Annotated in this window: 11 protein-coding genes, 1 tRNA gene and 3 pseudogenes; 8 read left to right on the forward strand and 7 right to left on the reverse strand. The window is 69.8% G+C overall.

The window, feature by feature from the left end:
* Positions 1-75 precede the first annotated feature (75 nt).
* Together Q4V64_RS17450 and Q4V64_RS17455 are read right to left on the reverse strand one after the other, a co-directional pair.
* Positions 76-2,457, reverse strand: coding sequence for a GTPase (locus Q4V64_RS17450; protein ID WP_253267161.1), 2,382 nt, complete (start codon positions 2,455-2,457; stop codon positions 76-78).
* A 3-nt stretch (positions 2,458-2,460) separates the two neighbouring features.
* The gene (locus Q4V64_RS17455; protein ID WP_124442203.1) at positions 2,461-4,068 is read right to left on the reverse strand and encodes a dynamin family protein; all 1,608 of its coding nucleotides are present in this window, start codon (positions 4,066-4,068) and stop codon (positions 2,461-2,463) included.
* A gap of 322 nt (positions 4,069-4,390) precedes the next feature.
* On the opposite strand from Q4V64_RS17455, the gene Q4V64_RS17460 reads away from it, so the two are divergent.
* Both Q4V64_RS17460 and Q4V64_RS17465 read left to right on the forward strand, forming a co-directional pair.
* A tRNA-Arg gene (locus tag Q4V64_RS17460) sits at positions 4,391-4,463 on the forward strand.
* 303 nt (positions 4,464-4,766) lie between these two features.
* Positions 4,767-6,678, forward strand: a pseudogene (locus Q4V64_RS17465) (TerD family protein).
* 45 nt (positions 6,679-6,723) lie between these two features.
* On the opposite strand, the gene Q4V64_RS17470 reads toward Q4V64_RS17465, so the two are convergent.
* The 3 genes from Q4V64_RS17470 to Q4V64_RS17480 are packed head-to-tail and all read right to left on the reverse strand — an operon-like array spanning position 6,724 to position 8,357.
* Positions 6,724-7,470 carry a tyrosine-type recombinase/integrase gene (locus tag Q4V64_RS17470; RefSeq protein ID WP_253267160.1) on the reverse strand — a complete coding sequence of 249 codons (747 nt, stop codon included), beginning with the start codon at positions 7,468-7,470 and terminating at the stop codon, positions 6,724-6,726.
* Positions 7,471-8,160 (reverse strand): hypothetical protein, encoded by a 690-nt coding sequence (locus Q4V64_RS17475; protein WP_253267159.1) that lies wholly within the window; start codon positions 8,158-8,160, stop codon positions 7,471-7,473.
* A complete protein-coding gene (locus Q4V64_RS17480) occupies positions 8,157-8,357 on the reverse strand; it encodes a helix-turn-helix domain-containing protein (protein ID WP_124442202.1) in 201 nt (66 codons plus the stop codon). The genes Q4V64_RS17475 and Q4V64_RS17480 overlap by 4 nt, the downstream gene beginning before the upstream one ends.
* A gap of 607 nt (positions 8,358-8,964) precedes the next feature.
* Here Q4V64_RS17480 and Q4V64_RS55040 point away from each other — a divergent pair.
* Positions 8,965-9,096, forward strand: a pseudogene (locus tag Q4V64_RS55040) (serine hydrolase); the annotation flags it as partial.
* 842 nt (positions 9,097-9,938) lie between these two features.
* On the forward strand, positions 9,939-11,402 hold the full coding sequence (gene ltrA / locus Q4V64_RS17485; RefSeq protein ID WP_124445749.1) for a group II intron reverse transcriptase/maturase: 1,464 nt from the start codon (positions 9,939-9,941) through the stop codon (positions 11,400-11,402).
* A 171-nt stretch (positions 11,403-11,573) separates the two neighbouring features.
* On the opposite strand, the gene Q4V64_RS17490 is transcribed toward ltrA, so the two are convergent.
* Positions 11,574-12,608, reverse strand: a complete 1,035-nt coding sequence (locus Q4V64_RS17490) for an IS110 family transposase (RefSeq protein ID WP_303708632.1) — start codon at positions 12,606-12,608, stop codon at positions 11,574-11,576.
* Between the two features lie 365 nt (positions 12,609-12,973).
* Between Q4V64_RS17490 and Q4V64_RS17495 the strand changes: the two genes are divergently transcribed.
* Complete coding sequence (locus tag Q4V64_RS17495) at positions 12,974-14,182, forward strand: IS110 family transposase (RefSeq protein WP_124436392.1); 1,209 nt, start codon at positions 12,974-12,976, stop codon at positions 14,180-14,182.
* A 311-nt stretch (positions 14,183-14,493) separates the two neighbouring features.
* Here the strand turns inward: Q4V64_RS17495 and Q4V64_RS17500 are convergent, their stop codons facing one another.
* Positions 14,494-14,670 carry a hypothetical protein gene (locus Q4V64_RS17500; RefSeq protein ID WP_303710426.1) on the reverse strand — a complete coding sequence of 59 codons (177 nt, stop codon included), beginning with the start codon at positions 14,668-14,670 and terminating at the stop codon, positions 14,494-14,496.
* Between the two features lie 387 nt (positions 14,671-15,057).
* Here Q4V64_RS17500 and Q4V64_RS17505 point away from each other — a divergent pair, with 387 nt between their 5' ends.
* The 3 genes and pseudogenes from Q4V64_RS17505 to Q4V64_RS55045 all read left to right on the forward strand — a co-directional run.
* The gene (locus Q4V64_RS17505) at positions 15,058-15,654 is read left to right on the forward strand and encodes a DUF5994 family protein (protein WP_124436391.1); all 597 of its coding nucleotides are present in this window, start codon (positions 15,058-15,060) and stop codon (positions 15,652-15,654) included.
* A complete protein-coding gene (locus tag Q4V64_RS17510) occupies positions 15,627-15,851 on the forward strand; it encodes a hypothetical protein (RefSeq protein ID WP_124436390.1) in 225 nt (74 codons plus the stop codon). Before Q4V64_RS17505 ends, Q4V64_RS17510 begins: the two co-directional genes overlap by 28 nt.
* Before the next feature lie 119 nt (positions 15,852-15,970).
* Positions 15,971-16,192: pseudogene (locus Q4V64_RS55045) on the forward strand (hypothetical protein); the annotation flags it as partial.
* Between the last annotated feature and the right edge of the window lie 9 nt (positions 16,193-16,201).

Here is a 16,201-nt window from a genome sequence, read left to right on the forward strand (position 1 = left end):
AGCCCGCTGAGCGCTGTGGATCACCGCCTGCCTGTGGAAAACTTCGTCACCCTGACGGGTGGCCCCCGCCCCGGATCACCTCACTCCCGCGCCCACAACCCGCCCGTACTGTTCCCTGACCTCCCGGTACCGCAGCAGTTCCGCCGCCACCGGATCCAGCACCCGCGCCCGCCCGCACCCGGCGGCCGCCTCTCTGAGCCGCCGCTCCGCCTCCAGGCCGTAGCGCCGGGCGGGCCCGCGCGCCGCCATCCGGCAGCCCCACTCGACGACCGGCCCGCCGCAGATCCCGGCCAGCATCAGCAGCACCGGCACGCCCAGGTTCGGCGACATGACTCCGATGATCTGCCCCAACAGCCACAGGCCCCCGATGACCTGAAGGATCGTCATGGACGCCTGGGCGAGGACGGCCGCCGGCCACCAGCCCGGCCGGGGCGGCCGGCCCGGCGGCAGTCCCGCCCGCGCCGCCAGCTCGTCCAGCGCCTCGGGCAGCCCCTGCGAGCCGCGTACGGCCGCCTCCCGCACCGCCTGAGCCCACGGCGCGGGCAGCCCCGCCGAGGCCCGGTCGGACAGTGTCCGCACCGCGTGCTCGACCCGTTGGCGGGCCGTGGCCTCCTCGTCCGCCGGGGCGCGCAGCGGCAGCCGCCCCGTGGGGGGCTCGCACCGGTCCTGGTACCACCGCCACAGCCGCAGCCAGGGCGTCCCGCACGCGCGGTTGGCGTTGCGCAGCCACGCCCGCTCGGCCGCCTCGCCCGCAGCGGTGGCTCCCACCGCGTCCGCGAGCCGCGCGGCGAACTCGTCCCGCGCCTCCTCGCTGAGGCCCACGCGGCGCCCTGTGGCGTAGAGGGGCCGCAGCCGCCACGCGGCGTTGTCCACATCGGCCGAGATCCGGCGGGCCGCCGCCCCGCGCTCCGCCACGAACTGGGCGAGTGCCTCGCGCAGTTCGCCGATCCCGTCTCCGGTGAGGGCGGACAGCGCGAGCACGGTCGCGCCCGGTTCGCCGTGCTCGCCGAGCGCGATCCCGTCCTCGTCGAGCAGCCGCCGCAGGTCGTCGAGGACCTGCTCGGTGGCCTCCCCGGGCAGCCGGTCGGTCTGGTTCAGGACGATGAACATGATCTCCGCGTGTCCCGCCATGGGCCGCAGATAGCGCTCGTGCAGGACGGCGTCGGCGTATTTCTCGGGGTCGACGACCCAGATGACCGCGTCGACCAGCGCCAGGACGCGGTCCACCTGCTCGCGGTGCTCCACGGCGGCCGAGTCGTGGTCGGGCAGGTCGACCAGGACGAGCCCGCGCAGCTGCGCCTCCGCCTCGGGGCTCTGCATCGGGCGCCGCCGCAGCCGTCCCGGGATGCCGAGCCGGTCGATGAGGGTCGCCGCCCCGTCGCTCCAGCTGCACGCGATGGGCGCGGCGGTGGTCGGCCGTCGTACGCCCGTCTCCGAGATCGCCACTCCGGCGAGCGCGTTGAACAGCTGCGACTTGCCGCTGCCGGTCGCGCCCGCGATCGCGACGACCGTGTGCTGCCCGGAGAGCCTGCGCCGCGCCGCCGCCTCGTCCAGGACCCGGCCCGCCTCGGCGAGCGTCCTGCTGTCGAGCCGGGTGCGGGAGAGCCCCACCAGCTCGCGCAGCGCGTCGAGGCGTGACCGCAGCGGGCCGTCGTAGGCGAGCGGGAGCACTACTTGGGTACCGCCCGTCCTGGTCTCCACCCTGTTCTCCACCGCGGCGACGTGCTGCGCGGCGGTCTCCTCGGTGGCCCTCCGTGCGATCAGCCCGTCGTCCCAGGTGTCCTCGGGGTCGGTACGAGCGGGGGACTCGGTGTGAGCGGAGGTGTCCGAACAAGCAGAAGTGTCGGAACGAGCGGAGGTATCGGAACGAGCGGAAGTGTCGGAACGAGCGGAAGTGTCGAGACGAGCAGAAGCGTCGGGACGAGCAGAAGTATCGGAACGAGCGGTGTCCGTGCGACCGGAGGCGTCCTCGTTCTGCACGCGCGTGTGGCGGTCGTCTTTCTGCACGCGCGCGTGGTGATCGTCCTTCTGCACGCGCGCGTGGTGATCGTCCTTCTGCACGCGCGCGTGGTGATCGTCCTTCTGCACCCGCGCGTGGCGGTCCTCCTTCTGCACCCGCGCGGGCCGGTCATCGCTCTGCACCCGCGCGGGCCGGTCATCGCTCTGCACACGCGCGAGGCGTTCATCGCCGTCCTTCGCACGCGCGGGGCGGTCGTCATCCCCCACGTCCGCCGCGCGCGCGTCGCGGTCCTCCGCACGCTTCTCCGGTACCTCGGGTACGTCGGCCACCTCAGGCTCCTCAAGCTCCTCAAGCTCCTCAAGCTCCTCGTGCGCGCCGCTGTCCTGGGTGGCGACGGAAACGTCACCCTCGGCGACGGCCTGCCCGGGGACGATGTCTTCAGGACGCCTGTCTTGCTCCGCTTGCTCCGTGTGGTCCTGGTCCGTGACGGCGGTCACCGGTCATCTCTCCTTCAGCAGTACGGACAGCGCGGCGATGAGTTCGGCCTGGGGCTCGGCATGGACTTCGAGGGCGTCGAGGGGGGCGAGGCGGCGCTCGCGTTCGGTGTGCATGACCCGGTCCAGGTGGTCGGCGAGCAGCCGCCCGCCGCGGTCGCGCAGCCGCAGCGCGCCGTGCGCACCGATCCGCTCGGCGAGCCCCTCGCCGGCCGACCGCGCCCGGCGCCCGCCCAGCAGCGCGGTGGCGACAAGGGCGGCGACCACCTCGGAGTCGGGTACGACGCTCCGGTCGACGTAGCGCACCTCCTCCTCGGCGTACTCCTCCAGCTCCCGCCGCCACCGCCGTACCGCCACCCCGATGCGGTGCTCCGCGCTCCCCGAGTAGGGATCGCGGCAGGCCAGCTCCGGGGCGTCCGCCGCCGGTTCCCGCCGCCAGGCCTCGTCGACGCGCTCGTCGGCCGCGGTGACGGCGCACAGCAGGAGCGCGCCCAGGCTCTCCACGAGCGCGTCGAGGAGTTCTCCGGCGGTGCAGTCGAGCGGGAAGGCCCGCCAGCGCTTCAGGGCGTCACCGGCGAGCACGGCACCGGCCTGGAGCCGGCCCCGTAGGCGCCCGTACTCGCTGTCGTACGCCCCGTCGACGGCGGAGGTGAGCCTGAGCGCGGCCGCGTACTGGGCGGCGGCGGCGTTGGCCAGCTCGGGCAGCCGGGCCTTGAGCGAGTCGAGGACGCCGTATGCCGTACGGGCCAGGGCGTGCTGCCGGGCCGCCGGGTCCTGTGCCTGCTGGAGGAGCCAGGTCCGCAGGGGTGCCACGGCGGTGGCCGGCAGCAGCCCGCCGCCCCAGGCGGACTCGGGCAGCTCGGGCACGGTGAAGCGGGGTACGTCGCCGAGCCCGGCCTTGGTGAGCAGGGCGCCGTACTGCCGCGACACCTCGGAGACGACCTGGTGGGGCACCCGGTCGAGGACGGTGACGAGGGTGACGTCGTACTCCTTGGCGGTGCGCAGCAGGTGCCAGGGCACGGCGTCGGCGTACCGGGCGGCCGTGGTCACCATGACCCAGATGTCGGCCGCGCAGATCAGCTCGGCGGCGAGGACCCGGTTGTCGGCGACGAGGCAGTCGACGTCGGGCGCGTCGAGGAGGGCGAGGCCCGGTGGCAGGGTGTCGGCGGTCTCGACCCGCAGCACCCGCGCGGGGTCCTCGCCGGGCAGCAGGAGCTCCTCCGTCCGATCCTGTTGTTGCACCCACACGCGCGTGAGGTCGGGCAGCACCCGCATCCCGCTGAACCAGTGATGGTCCTCCGGATGGCATACCAGCACCGGGGTCCGTGTGGTCGGCCGCAGCACGCCCGCCTCGCTCACCCGCCGGCCCACCAGGGAGTTGAGCAGTGTCGACTTCCCGGCCCCGGTGGAACCCCCGATGACGGCCAGCAAGGGCGCTTCGGGTTCCCTCAACCGGGGCACCAAGTAGTCGTCGAGCTGGGCGAGCAGCTCGTCGCGGTTGGCACGCGCGCGTGGGGCCCCCGCCAGGGGCAGCGGGAAGCGTGCGGCGGCGACACGGTCGCGCAGTGCGGAGAGTGCGTCGAGCAGCTGAGGCCGTACGTCCAAGGTCACCACATGCGAAGAATGCCCAATTTTAGGGGAATTTTGAAGCATATGAGCATGTCTGCGCGCCGACCGGACACAACGGACGGAAGGGACGACTGGGACGCGGGCACAGTCCAGGCATAACGAGTGGACAACACCCGATGCGCAAGACGCCAAAAGCGGTGCACGATTCGTACCTGCCTGCGATTATCAGGACCGCTTCACCGAACCTCCACATCGAGCCACGGAGGCGAAGCAACAGGGACCAGGATGCGGGAGCCCTATCCTTGTCCCCGGCGACGTCACGGATCGGCCCACACCCGGGCACCCAAGACAGAGGCCACCACACCCGGCCCCCGTAGCTCAGTGGATAGAGCAGGCGCCTTCTAAGCGCTTGGCCGCAGGTTCGAGTCCTGCCGGGGGCGCCCTCTTTCCGCCCTCCCATCGGGAGGGCGTTTTCGCTGGTCAGAGGCTGTTTATCGGGCTCGGCGGAGCAGCTTCGCGGGTGCGGGTGGGCCCTCGGGCGGAGTCGGCGGGTGTCCGGCTGGAGACAATTTCGTCCGGTCCTCGGCGGGTGTCCTTCCCGAAAACTTCCCGAAGTTTCGGTGCGGTCTCTCTGCAATCCCTCTGCGGTCGACGCGCGACGACCACCCGGCCACGCCCCTCAGATGAGGGCAAATCGCCATACAGGTTGAAGGAGGGCTGGATATCAGATCATCCTTGCCGTCATGAGTCTCGTCTCCGCCTCCTTCGGTGTGCCCGCGATGGGCGACTACGCCTACGACTGGGCCTTGGTTGATGTGGAGACGTCGGGCCTCATGGCCCGGCGAGACCGTGTGCTGTCCGTCGCGGTGATCACGATCGGTCCGGACGGCGAGCAGACCGGGGAGTTCTCGACCCTGCTCAATCCGGGCTGCGATCCGGGACCGGTGGAGGTGCACGGGCTGACCGTCGAGCGACTGCGGGGTTCGCCGACGTTCGACCAGATCGCCGGGCGGATCGGAGCGATGCTTCAGGACCGGGTCCTGGTCGCCCACAACGCCCAGTTCGACTACGACTTCCTGGCCTACGAGTTCGCCCGTGCGCGGATGTGGCTGCCGGTGTCGCAGCGGCTGTGCACCCTGGCTCTGAATCGCCAGGTGGATCCGCCGACGGACGACATGAAGCTCGGCACCCTCGCCGCCCATTACGGCGTCCCCCAGCAGCGTGCGCACGATGCGCTGGACGACACCCGTGTGCTGGCCGGGATCCTGCGGGCGTCGCTGCGCGAGGCAGCGCGGCTCGATCTGCCCTTGCCGCTGGTGACCTGCCCGCCCCGGGCGGAGTCGCAGTTCACGCCGAATCCGCCGAAGACTCCCTGCGCCTACCGCAATCCGGGACGCCTGACTCCGGGCGGGCCTCTCCAGCAGGGGATGAAGGTCGCGATCACCGGTGAGACCGCCCATGCCCGGGCCGAGCTGGTCGGGCGGGCGGTTGCCGCCGGGCTGAACATGATGGCCTCCGTCAGCCGGCACACCAGCGTGCTGGTCACCAATGAACCGGCGTCCGGTTCGGCAAAGGCCCGACGCGCCCTCGCCGAAGGCGTGCCGGTCATCGACGAGCACACCTTCCTGCGGCTGCTGGCCGACGTACGGCCGGGGACAGAGCATGAGGCAACGGCCGTCGCTGTCGCCCCGGTGGCCGAGCCGGAAGCCGAACCAGTCGTCGGACCCGTGGAGTCGGCGCCCACCACGACCTCTGCCGCATCCGTCCCGGAAGCAGCGGCCCTCCCCACGGCCGCCCCCGGTATGCCGGTACCCGCTCCGCGCCAACCGGTGCCCTCCATCGGCACCTTGGACAAGCCTCTGGCGGGGTGTCGCGTGCTGGTGCTCGGTGGTGTCCATGCCGATGCCGCGGCGGCCCGTACCCGCATCGTCGAGCTGGGCGGGTCCGCGGCAATCAACCTGTCCGCCAGCGTCACCGACGTCGTACTCCTGGAGGGAGGGCAGGGCGACCGGCGCATGAGCCGCATCATCGACCTCCAACTCCCCGTGCACGACCTCCACTGGCTCGCCGCTCCGACCGCCACCGCCCCGGTCGCTGCGACGCTCCGGACTCAGGAGCCGCACGTGATGCCGAGAGGGGGCGTCATCGACCTGCCCATGCCGCACGGCAGACCCGCGCCGGAGTGGTACATCACCGTCGGCTGGGCCCCGCAGACCGACTACGAGATCGACGTCGTCGCCTTCCTCCTCGACGAGGACGAACAGGTCACCTTCGACGAGGACTTCATCTTCTACGGAGCTCCCGAGAGCCCCGCCGGAACCGTGCGACTGCTCACCGGCGGCCCGGCCGAACAGACCATCGCCCTCAACCTGGCCTCCCTGCCACCCGCGACGCGCAAGGTCGTCGTCGCCGCCGCCATCGACCGCGCCGCCACCTTCGGGACGGTCGGTGCGATCCAGATCGGTGCCGCCCCCGGCAGCAGCGGCGCACCGCTCGCCCGGGGCAGCCCTGGACGCCGCCACCACCGAACGCACCATGCTGCTCGCGGAGATCTACCGCAGGGGCCCGGTCTGGCGCCTTCGAGCCGTCGGCCAGGGCTACGACCACGGCCTCGACGCCCTCGCACGCGGATACGGAGTCGACATCGCCGAGTGAACACCGGTGCCGGAGGCAGAGGTCCGTGCGTCTCCTGGGTCCGGGTCAGGCCCGGCGACGCGGTGCGGACGTGGATCCAGGCGGGGGAACCGGCATGCTCGGGGCCCGCCCCACCGGCAGTCGCTGGGGACCTTCGATGCGCTGCTGGAGCTCGGCGAGCTGGCCCGTGATGCAGCGGGCGTAGGTGGCGAGCAGGACGGGGACGCTGTTGCCGGCCCACTCGGCGACCTGGGCGGGTGGGATGCCGTGGTTGAGCCAGGTGGTCAGGCAGGTGTGGCGCTGGTCGTAGACGCGCTTGCCCACGGGTGACTCGTATTCGTGCTCCGGCAGGACCGGCTTGCGGGCCTTGTTCCAGGCGCGGCGGAAGACCGATCCGGCCAGCAGCCCGCCCTTCTCGCCGGGGAAGAAGAGGTCGCCCGGCTGGAGGCCGTCCCTCTTGATCAGGTCGCGGAGGACAGCGACGAGTGCCGGGTGGGCGGGGACGGGGCGGGTGTCGCCCTCGGCGCGGCCCTTGAGGTCGCGGGTCTCATGGACGCGGCCGTCGTCGGTCCACTGGCTGCCGACCTCGGGCTCGGCGGTGTGGACGAGCAGCTCGCCCCAGCCCTCGGCGGGCAGTGTGGCGGCGCTGACGCGGAGGGCTACGGCCTCCTCCGGCCGCAGACCGGCGTAGTACAAGGTGGCGAAGAAGGCATGGAGGCGGTGGCCGGTGCGAGGGCGGTCGGCGATCCAGGCCAGGAGGCGGGCGACCTGACCCGGATTGAGCAGCGATCGCTTGTCGACGGCCTCGGCCACCTAGGGGGCGGCGCCCTCCTCCTTGCCCTTCGGGAGCGGGTTGGCGGTGAGGAGCTTCTGCCGGACGGCGTACTTCATCGCCACGTTGAGGATCCGCTGCTCGCGCTTGACGGAGCTGGCGGCGGCCGGGCTGCCGTCCAGAAGTGTGTCGAGCGCGTGCAGGACGGCGTCGACGCGTTTGGTGTCCTCCCAAGCCGTCACCGGCAGGGAGTTGCGGGCTATCCACGACAGGATAGTGCGGACCTCGGGCGGCGCCTCGTCGCGTCGGATCTTGTTGAAGGCGTACTCGCCCAGGGCCCGGCGTACGTCGATCGGGTCGAAGCGGTCCGGGAGTTCGGTGCGCAGCAATGCGAGGGTGACCTTGGTGAGGGCCTTGGCGGTGTTCTTGCGGTTGTTGGCCGAGATGCGCGGCCACTTCATGTCGACGTGCTGGAGGGCGAATTCGTAGTTGGTGACCTCGGCGGCCGATGTGGCTTGTGAGACCGGCAGGCCGGTGTCCATGTCGAACGGTTCGCCGTTGTTCGCGGCTACGCGCAGCGTCGAGCGGAAGGATTCGGCGAGCGCGCTCGTGGCGTAACTCTGGCCATGGCGCCTTCCGTTGACGGACCACCGGACGGTGTAGCTGGTCTTGCGCTTTCCCCTGTAGATCTCCGTGTCGTAGAAGCGGACCTTGTAGGACCGGTTGCTCAAGCGTGGTCCTCGCAGTCGGTCAGCCAGTTCTCGTAGTCACTGCGGCGGATGCGCAAAGCCCCGTTGGGGATACGTATGCAGCGCGGGGCTGTGCCCTTCTTTCGCCAGTCGTAGAAGGTTGAGCGGGAGATGCGGAGGTCGTCGCAGAACTCGTCGACCGTGAGTTTGTCGGTGGGGCGGCGGGGCGGAGACGTCAAGCGGTGTTCCTTGGGCAGGGGGCGGGGCTGTCCTGCGTTTGCGCCGGGTCGGTGCGAAAGGCAGGCGGACTGGGGAGTTGCCAGTCGATAGCGGTGTAGGTCCGTGGTCGGGAGCAGCCTCGATTGGCACCACAACTATCCATAGAATCGCCGGTTTGGATAACCGGCGATCGTGGTCTATGTTGCGCTCGCGCGGTTCACTGCGAAGCGGTTCCCCGGGAGCGGGAAGAGCCGAGGGCCGAAATGTCGATCGACACTCTCGCGGCTGCTCTGACGTGGGGTGTTGTGTTGTAGATTCCCGGCCGGTGACACGTCGACGGCTTCCCGATGTGATGCTTCTGGCTCGGAGTCCGGGACAACTATTTGGTCAACCGGCGATCGTGCCCTACCGTTTTGTCACCGCCTTCTACCGCCTGCTTTTTCGGCAGCCTTTCTGCCGTGAGAGATGTCGCGGGATTGGGCTGGACTTGCCGCGGCCCGGGTGTGGCTATGTGTTGACGGCACCCCCGGAAAGCGCGAGCGGCCACCAGTGCGCCACGCGCCGCCGGCCGGTCAACTCCCCCACCCCTGATGCCCGTACCGCCACGACGACGGTGAGTCGTGGGCCGGCACGGGCGTCTGGGTCTCACCTGGCAAGGACCGATGGGCGGCCCTGCTCACCAACAAGCTCTACTACACCCGCGACCGCGAGCCGCTGACCCACGTCCGCAACGCATTCCGCTCACTCGCCTTCGCGTGAGCCGAGCGCGCTGCTGGTGCTCCGGCACCGGGACCCTCCTTGCTTGGTCGCTGCCTGTACCCATTCCATCAGCGTCTGACGGACGCCGCGGCCAGGACACCGGCACCGACCGATATACCGGCAAGAGGCCCGAAGAGCGCCGGATACCCCCCCCCGTTATGTTCTTCGCGGTCCTGCAAGAGGGCCGCTGGCCTCCGGGCCCGGCATGGCTGTTCCCCCCTGTCGAAGGCATGACCTGGGGGGTGGTGTCAGTGCGCCGTGAGGCGCTGCAATTCGTGCGGAGGTGAGAGACCGTCGCCGTCGTCCCTGTCGCAGCAGGGTGATGAAGCTGGGGGCAGCCTGATCCGGGAGGTGCCGGTGAGGGCGAGAGCGGCCCCGACAAAGCCGGGACAGGCCAGAACTGCCAGATGGCCCGGGTCCGGCGAGCGTGATGGAGAGGAGTACGAGAGGAACCAGCGTTTACGTCTCTCAACCCCCCGCCGGCTCAAACCTGTGCAGATATGGGCCGGGTGCGGTGCGTCTTCGAACCGGGTGACTGGAGCGGGGAACTCCTGGGCGGGCTTTGACATGCCCGTCGGGAGGCCACGGTGAAGTGCTGCGGGGTAGCCGTGGCGATGCCGCAGGGACAGAGCTGGGCTCCTACTCCGTCGAGCGAATTGCAGTGAACACGGGAACCGTTCCGGCTCACGCCCGCTGCCAGGGATCCGTCCTGGCGGACGGGCTGGGTTCATCGTCGGCCGATCGGGCCGGAACGGGGCGGAGTCGCCGTAGTACTTCGAGCGCACGAGAGGTGCGCACATGGGGAAGGGCGGCAGCGGTATCGAGAAGGGAAGGAGGCTGTAATGCCGAAAGATGCACCGATGAACGGCGGTGCTCCGCCTGTCGAGGACCCGGAAGAGTCCGGCGGGAGGGTATCGGGGATGCAGGCCAAGCTTCACCGTTGGGCGGCGGCCGATCCTGGCCGCAGGTTCGACGACCTGTTCAACTTCGTGCACGACCCGATGACGCTGCGCTATGCGTTCTACCGGGTCGCGGGCAACAAGGGGGCCCGGACTGCGGGCATGGACGGCGTTACCGTCGCTCATGTTGAAGAGCAGATCGGTGTCCTCCGGTTCCTGGACGACGTGCGGACCAGTCTCAAGGATGGTTCGTTCCGGCCTCAGCCGGTGCGGGAACGCAAGATCCCCAAGCCGGGTGGTTCCGGAAAGGTCCGCAGCCTAGGTATTCCGACGGTGGCGGACCGGGTTGTCCAGGCGGCGCTGAAGCTGGTGCTGGAACCCATCTTCGAGGCCGACTTTGATCCGGTCTCCTACGGGTTCCGGCCCGAGCGGCGTGCTCACGACGCGATCGCCGAGATTCAGCTGTTCGGCTCCAAGGGTTACCGCTGGGTGCTGGATGCTGACGTGGAAGCGGCCTTCGACAACGTTTCGCACTCTGCTCTCCTTGAGCGGATACGCAAGCGGGTCAAGGACAAGCGAGTCGTGGCCCTGGTGAAGGCGTTCCTCAAGGCCGGAGTTCTCACCGAACTCGGAGACCAGAGGGCCTCCGACGCCGGGACGCCGCAGGGAGGCATCCTGTCTCCGTTGCTGTTCAACATAGCCATGTCGGCGCTCGATGAGCGTCTGCAGGAGCCGTGGAAGGACGGCGGGACGATGGGAACCGCTGCCCGACGCGTCCGACGCCGGGCGAAGGGCCTGCCGAACTGGAAGGTCTCCCGCTACGCGGACGACCTTGTGGTGCTCGTGAATGGCTCCCGCGCCGACGTCGAGGACCTGAAGCATGAGGTCACTGAAGTGCTCGAACCACTCGGGTTACGGCTGTCACCAGCCAAGACCCGGATCGTGCACATGAGTGAAGCGTTCGACTTCCTTGGGTTCCGCATCCAGTGGAAACGCAAGCGAGGAACGGACAAGTGGTACGTCTACACGTTCATCGCGGACCGGCCCATCCGGTCGCTGAAGGACAGGATTCGTGCCCTGACACGCAGGAAGTCGCAGCAGAACCCCAGAGAGGTGCTGGCCAGACTCAATCTGATCATGCACGGCTGGGCCAACTACTTCAGGCATGCAGTCTGCAAACACACCCTGAGCAACCTGGCGAATTTCGTCTGGTGGCGGGTGGTCAAGTGGATGCAGACCCTGCATCGCTGGAGGTGGAAGGACGTCCGCCGCTGGCTGAAGGCACCCAATGGGAGCTGGAAGCCGATCTCGGTGGACGGGGTCGAGTTGTTCGATATGGCAGCGGTGCCGGTTACCCGCTACCGCTACCGGGGCAGCAAGATTCCCAATCCTTGGGTCCCTGCATAACCACGCGGAACGGCAGAGACCGTGGAGAGCCCGTTGCGTCGTGAGGCGCACGGCGGGTTCGGCGAGCGGTCTGGGGAGACGGACCGAGAGCAATCCCGGCACCGCGCCCCAGGCCGACTCAACCCGGGCCCGAGGGGTGCCGTTGGAGACGCTGATGAGTGCCTCTGTGTGTCAAGCGGTCGGAGCCAGAGTCGTGTGGCGGTCGCGTTTGAGTGTGCGGTAGACGACGTTCGACAGGCGTCGTTTGAGGGCCCTGCGGGCCTCTGCAGGCGTCTTGCCTTCGGCGATTTTCCGCAGGTAGTAGTCCTGGCCTCGGCCGCCGTCGCGGATCTGGCAGACCGCGATGATGTGCAGCACGGAGTTCAGCGCGCGGTTGCCTCCGGTGTTGAGGCGGTGGCGGGTGTTCTTGCCGCTGGACGCGTCCAGGGGCGCGGTGCCGGTGTAGCTGGCGAAGTGGTGCTCGGTGGGGAAACGTGTGACGTCGCCGACGTGTCCAAGGAGCTTGGCGGCGAGCACGGTGCCCAAGCCGGGCAGAGCGGTCAGCGCGGTGCGGGCGGCGGCCAGAGCGTCACGCATCTGGGCCTCGTTGTCGCGGACCTGGCGGTCGACGCGCCGCAGGTCGACAAGGAGATCCCGGGCGAGGTCGCGGCGGCAGCAGTCGGTGGCGGTGGCTGGACGGATGCCCTTCATCAGGGCGGCAGCCTTCTCCGCGGACAGGCGGGTGGGGGCGCCGCCGGGCAGCAGGTCTCGCAGCACGGCGTGGAGGCGGTTGATGATGCGGGTGCGTTCGTTGACCAGGTCATCGTGCCGCTCGGTCAGCAACCGCAGGATCGTCGACTGGTCTTCGGGCTCGACCTTGCGCAGGTCGTGTCGGAAGAGGGCGACCTGAGCGACGTGCAGGGCGTCGGCCGCATCAGTCTTGCGGTCCCCGCCGGTGGCCAGGAGCCGGGCCCGGGCGGAAAGGGTGGAGGGCACGTCCACCACGTGCTCGCCGGCTGCGGCGAGCTGCTGGGCGAGGCTGCGGCCGAGTCCTTTGGCGCCTTCGACGGCGAAGCGGCGCTCGGGCCACCGCTCGCACCAGCGCGTCAGCTGCCGGACGGTCCCTGCGTTGACGACGAAGCGGCGCTGGGCGAGCTGGTGTCCTGCGGCGTCGACGGCGACGGCGGTGTGGGAGGACTTGTGGGGGTCGATACCGATAGTGATCACGTGCACCTTGCCCAGGTCGAGTGGGATGGGACGGGTGCGGTGGGCACTCTGACTTGAAGTCTCAGCGTCGATTGGTCACGCCTCTGTCGAGCCACACCGCGCGGGTGCCGACCGGCGGCGGCAAACTCATCATGAGCCAGCCCGAGTTGGGGCGGCATGAGGTCACGCGAGCCCGTGCCGGTCGGCACCCTGGACGCTACGGCTGCAGACCGCGCGTCTGGGTCTGATTCAACAAGTCAGAGGTCCGACTACCGCCTGGCCGAGCGCAACGCCCGGCCGCGTACGGGCGGCAGGTCTGCATAACGTGGATGCGCGCACGACGCCAACGCCCAGGCCAGCACCGCACCGAAGCAGTTGGGAGCACGATGTTCGACATCGGCGACGTGGGCGTCTTCCTCGGCCTGGACGTCGGCAAGACCGCTCACCACGGTCACGGACTCACCCCGGCCGGCAAGAAGGTCTTCGACAAGCAGCTGCCCAACAGCGAGCCCAAGCTGCGGGCCGTCTTCGACAAGCTGGCCGCGAAGTTCGGCACCGTGCTCGTCATCGTCGACCAGCCCGCCTCCATCGGCGCCCTCCCGCTCACCGTCGCCCGCGACGCCGGCTGCAAGGTCGCCTACCTGCCCGGACTCGCCATGCGCCGGATCGCCGATCTCTACCCGGGCGAGGCGAAGACCGACTCCAAGGACGCCGCGGTCATCGCCGACGCAGCCCGCACGATGCCGCACACGCTGCGCTCGCTGGAGCTCACCGACGAAATCACCGCCGAACTGACCGTGCTGGTCGGCTTCGACCAGGACCTCGCCGCCGAGGCCACCCGCACCTCCAACCGGATACGCGGCCTGCTCACCCAGTTCCACCCCAGCCTGGAGCGCGTCATCGGCCCCCGCCTGGACCACCCAGCCGTCACCTGGCTGCTGGAACGCTACGGCTCCCCGGCCGCCCTGCGGAAAGCCGGCCGCCGCAGACTCGTCGAGGTGATCAGACCCAAGGCCCCGCGCATGGCCGCCCGGCTGATCGACGAGATCTTCGACGCGCTCGACGAACAAACCGTCGTCGTTCCCGGGACGGGCACCCTTGACGTCGTCATCCCGTCCCTGGCCCGCTCCCTGGCCGCCGTCCACGAACAGCGCCGGGCTCTGGAAGCCCAGATCAAAGCCCTGTTGGAGGAGCACCCTCTTTCCCAGGTCCTGACCTCGATGCCGGGGGTCGCGGTCAGGACCGCCGCCGTGCTGCTGATCACCGTCGGCGACGGCACCAGCTTCCCCACCGCCGCCCACCTCGCCTCCTACGCCGGACTCGCCCCGACAACGAAGTCCTCGGGGACCTCGATCCACGGCGAACACGCACCCAGAGGCGGAAACCGGCAGCTCAAACGGGCCATGTTCCTCTCGGCCTTCGCCGCCCTGCACGATCCCGCCTCCCGCACCTACTACGACAAATGCCGGGCCCGGGGAAAGACCCACACCCAGGCCCTCTTCCGCCTCGCCCGCCACCGCATCAGCGTCCTCTTCGCCATGCTCCGCGACGGCACCTTCTACGAATCACGCGAACCCGAAGCAGCCGTCGCATGACCGCTCAGGCTTGACGAAGGACATAGAGGCACCCCCCCCCGAGTTCTCCGGCGAGGGCTGCCCCGGCGAAGTGTGCGATCGCGCTGGCAACGGTGACCGGTGCGGCAAGGAGGCCGGAGAGGGGGCCGATGGGGGCACCTCCCGCTCGAGCGGAGCCGAGAGTGGGGGGTGCCCCAGCGGTCCGTGACGGCGGTGGCCTGGAGAAGGGTGAGGTTGCCGCGGACCATGCCCGCCGCGATGGCCAGGAGGAGAAGTAGGGGACGGGCCCGGTGTGAGCGCGAGGGCCGCGGTGGTGGCACCGCCCGCGACGATCAACGTGACCGTGCGGGTGGTAACTCCACCGCGCCGGTGTGTCGGGCCAGGGCCGCATAGAGGGTGCGGCCCAGGGGCTGGCCCGCACCGCCCAGGCCGAGGGCCCACGCTGCTGCGGTCGGGCTCGCGCCACGTTCGGTCACCAGGGGGACCAGGGCGATGACGACGGCGTACATCGCGAAGCCGTTGAGACTTCGCTGGTCCGGTGGCCCTGTGGCCGGGGTGCCGGTGGCCAGGGAGCTCGGAGTGCGAGCGCGTGGGCGGGGATGGTGACGGCGGCGAGGATCGCCGCGAGAATCCGGTGCCCCCGCCGAACGCGGGACCTCGCCCTCTCAGTCGTCCTCTCACCGTAAGTCGTGCGTTGCCGCACCGGCTGCGCCTGCCTGCGGTGCCGGACTCGTTGCCTCTCGGTAAAGTGCCTGCTCACGAGCATGCCTGGGGGCCTCGGAGCGGCGTAGAGTGAAGCGAACGGGAGTACTTCGCACACCGGCCGCCACGTCGGTGTCGTTCCCGGCGAGAAACAACACCGACCTCCAGGAGGAGGCCGGAGACAGGTCCGCGTCATGACCGCGACCATCGAACCAACGATCATCAAAGAGCGCCTGCCTTCGGCGTCGGCCAGGCTGTCCCTGGCCCCGACCGGCTCGGTTCCAGCTCTCCTGGACGGCGCCTGGTGGCCCCGCTCCCGTGACCTCCTCCGGGAGATCCCCACTCTGACGAACGCGCTGGACGCGTGCTGGGGCCGGATCACCCACGTCACTGTGAACCCGGCCCACTGGCCCGTCATCCCGCGCAAGGTCCCCGTCACGGGGCACACGGTGCATGTCGGCTGGTTCGCCGACGAGCAGGACCCGAACAAAGTGATCCTCCTCTCCTACACGGTGGGCCGCCTGGACCTGCTGGTGATCCCTCCGGAGACGGGGCCGGCCGCCGCCGCCCGGCTGATGGCAGCAGCAACCGTTCCAGGAGGTATTCACACCGCCAGCGGTCTGATGGCCGACGAGGCCATCGGCCACGCCGCGGCGGAGGCTCGGAGCCGGGAGGAGGAATGGGAGACCGACGGCGGAGCCAGCCGCTTCGGCGACCGGAGCCGCGATCGGGATCTTGACTTCCGCCCTGAGGAGGTGAGGACGTGGAGACAGCCGTCACCGTCGCCGTGATCATCTTCGTGATCATCGCGGGAGTGTTCCTGATCCACCGGCTCAACGCGCAGCATGACGAAAGGATCGGGGCGTTCCGCTACAGCGACGCCCTACCGGGAATCGGTCGGCGGGCCCGTAAGAGCTCACGGGCGACCGCACCGAAGGCTCCTCCTGCCGACGCCACACGCCGTGAGTATCGAGAGGGGAGCCGCTGATGACGCAGACCTGCTTCCAGCCGGGGTGGGTGTGGGGCGACGGCCGTCGCACCCACCGACACGTCGCCCCTGATGCACGTAGTCCTGTATGAGCAACGGGTCACCACGAACTCCCGGAACTGCCGTCGGCCGGGCACGCGGAGGTTCGTATCGTCGCCGCGGACCCGGAGGCGACTCGCCATGTCGCGGAGCTTCTCCGCCGTTGTTTCGCCGCCACCGAAGCGCGCAGCTACCCCGCGGACGCTGACGGCGGAACACGCCTCCACCTCACCGTGGACACCACGCGCATGGCGGAGCCGGTGCGCTCCTGGCTGATGACCAGCCAGTCCTCCCGGGACGATCACACACAG

The sequence above is a fragment of the Streptomyces sp. NL15-2K genome (genome assembly GCF_030551255.1).
In the GTDB taxonomy this organism is placed as follows: domain Bacteria; phylum Actinomycetota; class Actinomycetes; order Streptomycetales; family Streptomycetaceae; genus Streptomyces.

Excerpts from the sequence above, each read along its gene's own strand:
- ltrA (WP_124445749.1), top strand. The coding sequence starts at position 9,939 with ATGCCGAAAGATGCACCGATGAACGGCGGTGCTCCGCCTGTCGAGGAC.
- Q4V64_RS17495 (WP_124436392.1), top strand. The coding sequence starts at position 12,974 with ATGTTCGACATCGGCGACGTGGGCGTCTTCCTCGGCCTGGACGTCGGC.
- Q4V64_RS17500 (WP_303710426.1), bottom strand. The coding sequence starts at position 14,670 with ATGTACGCCGTCGTCATCGCCCTGGTCCCCCTGGTGACCGAACGTGGC.
- Q4V64_RS17505 (WP_124436391.1), top strand. The coding sequence starts at position 15,058 with ATGACCGCGACCATCGAACCAACGATCATCAAAGAGCGCCTGCCTTCG.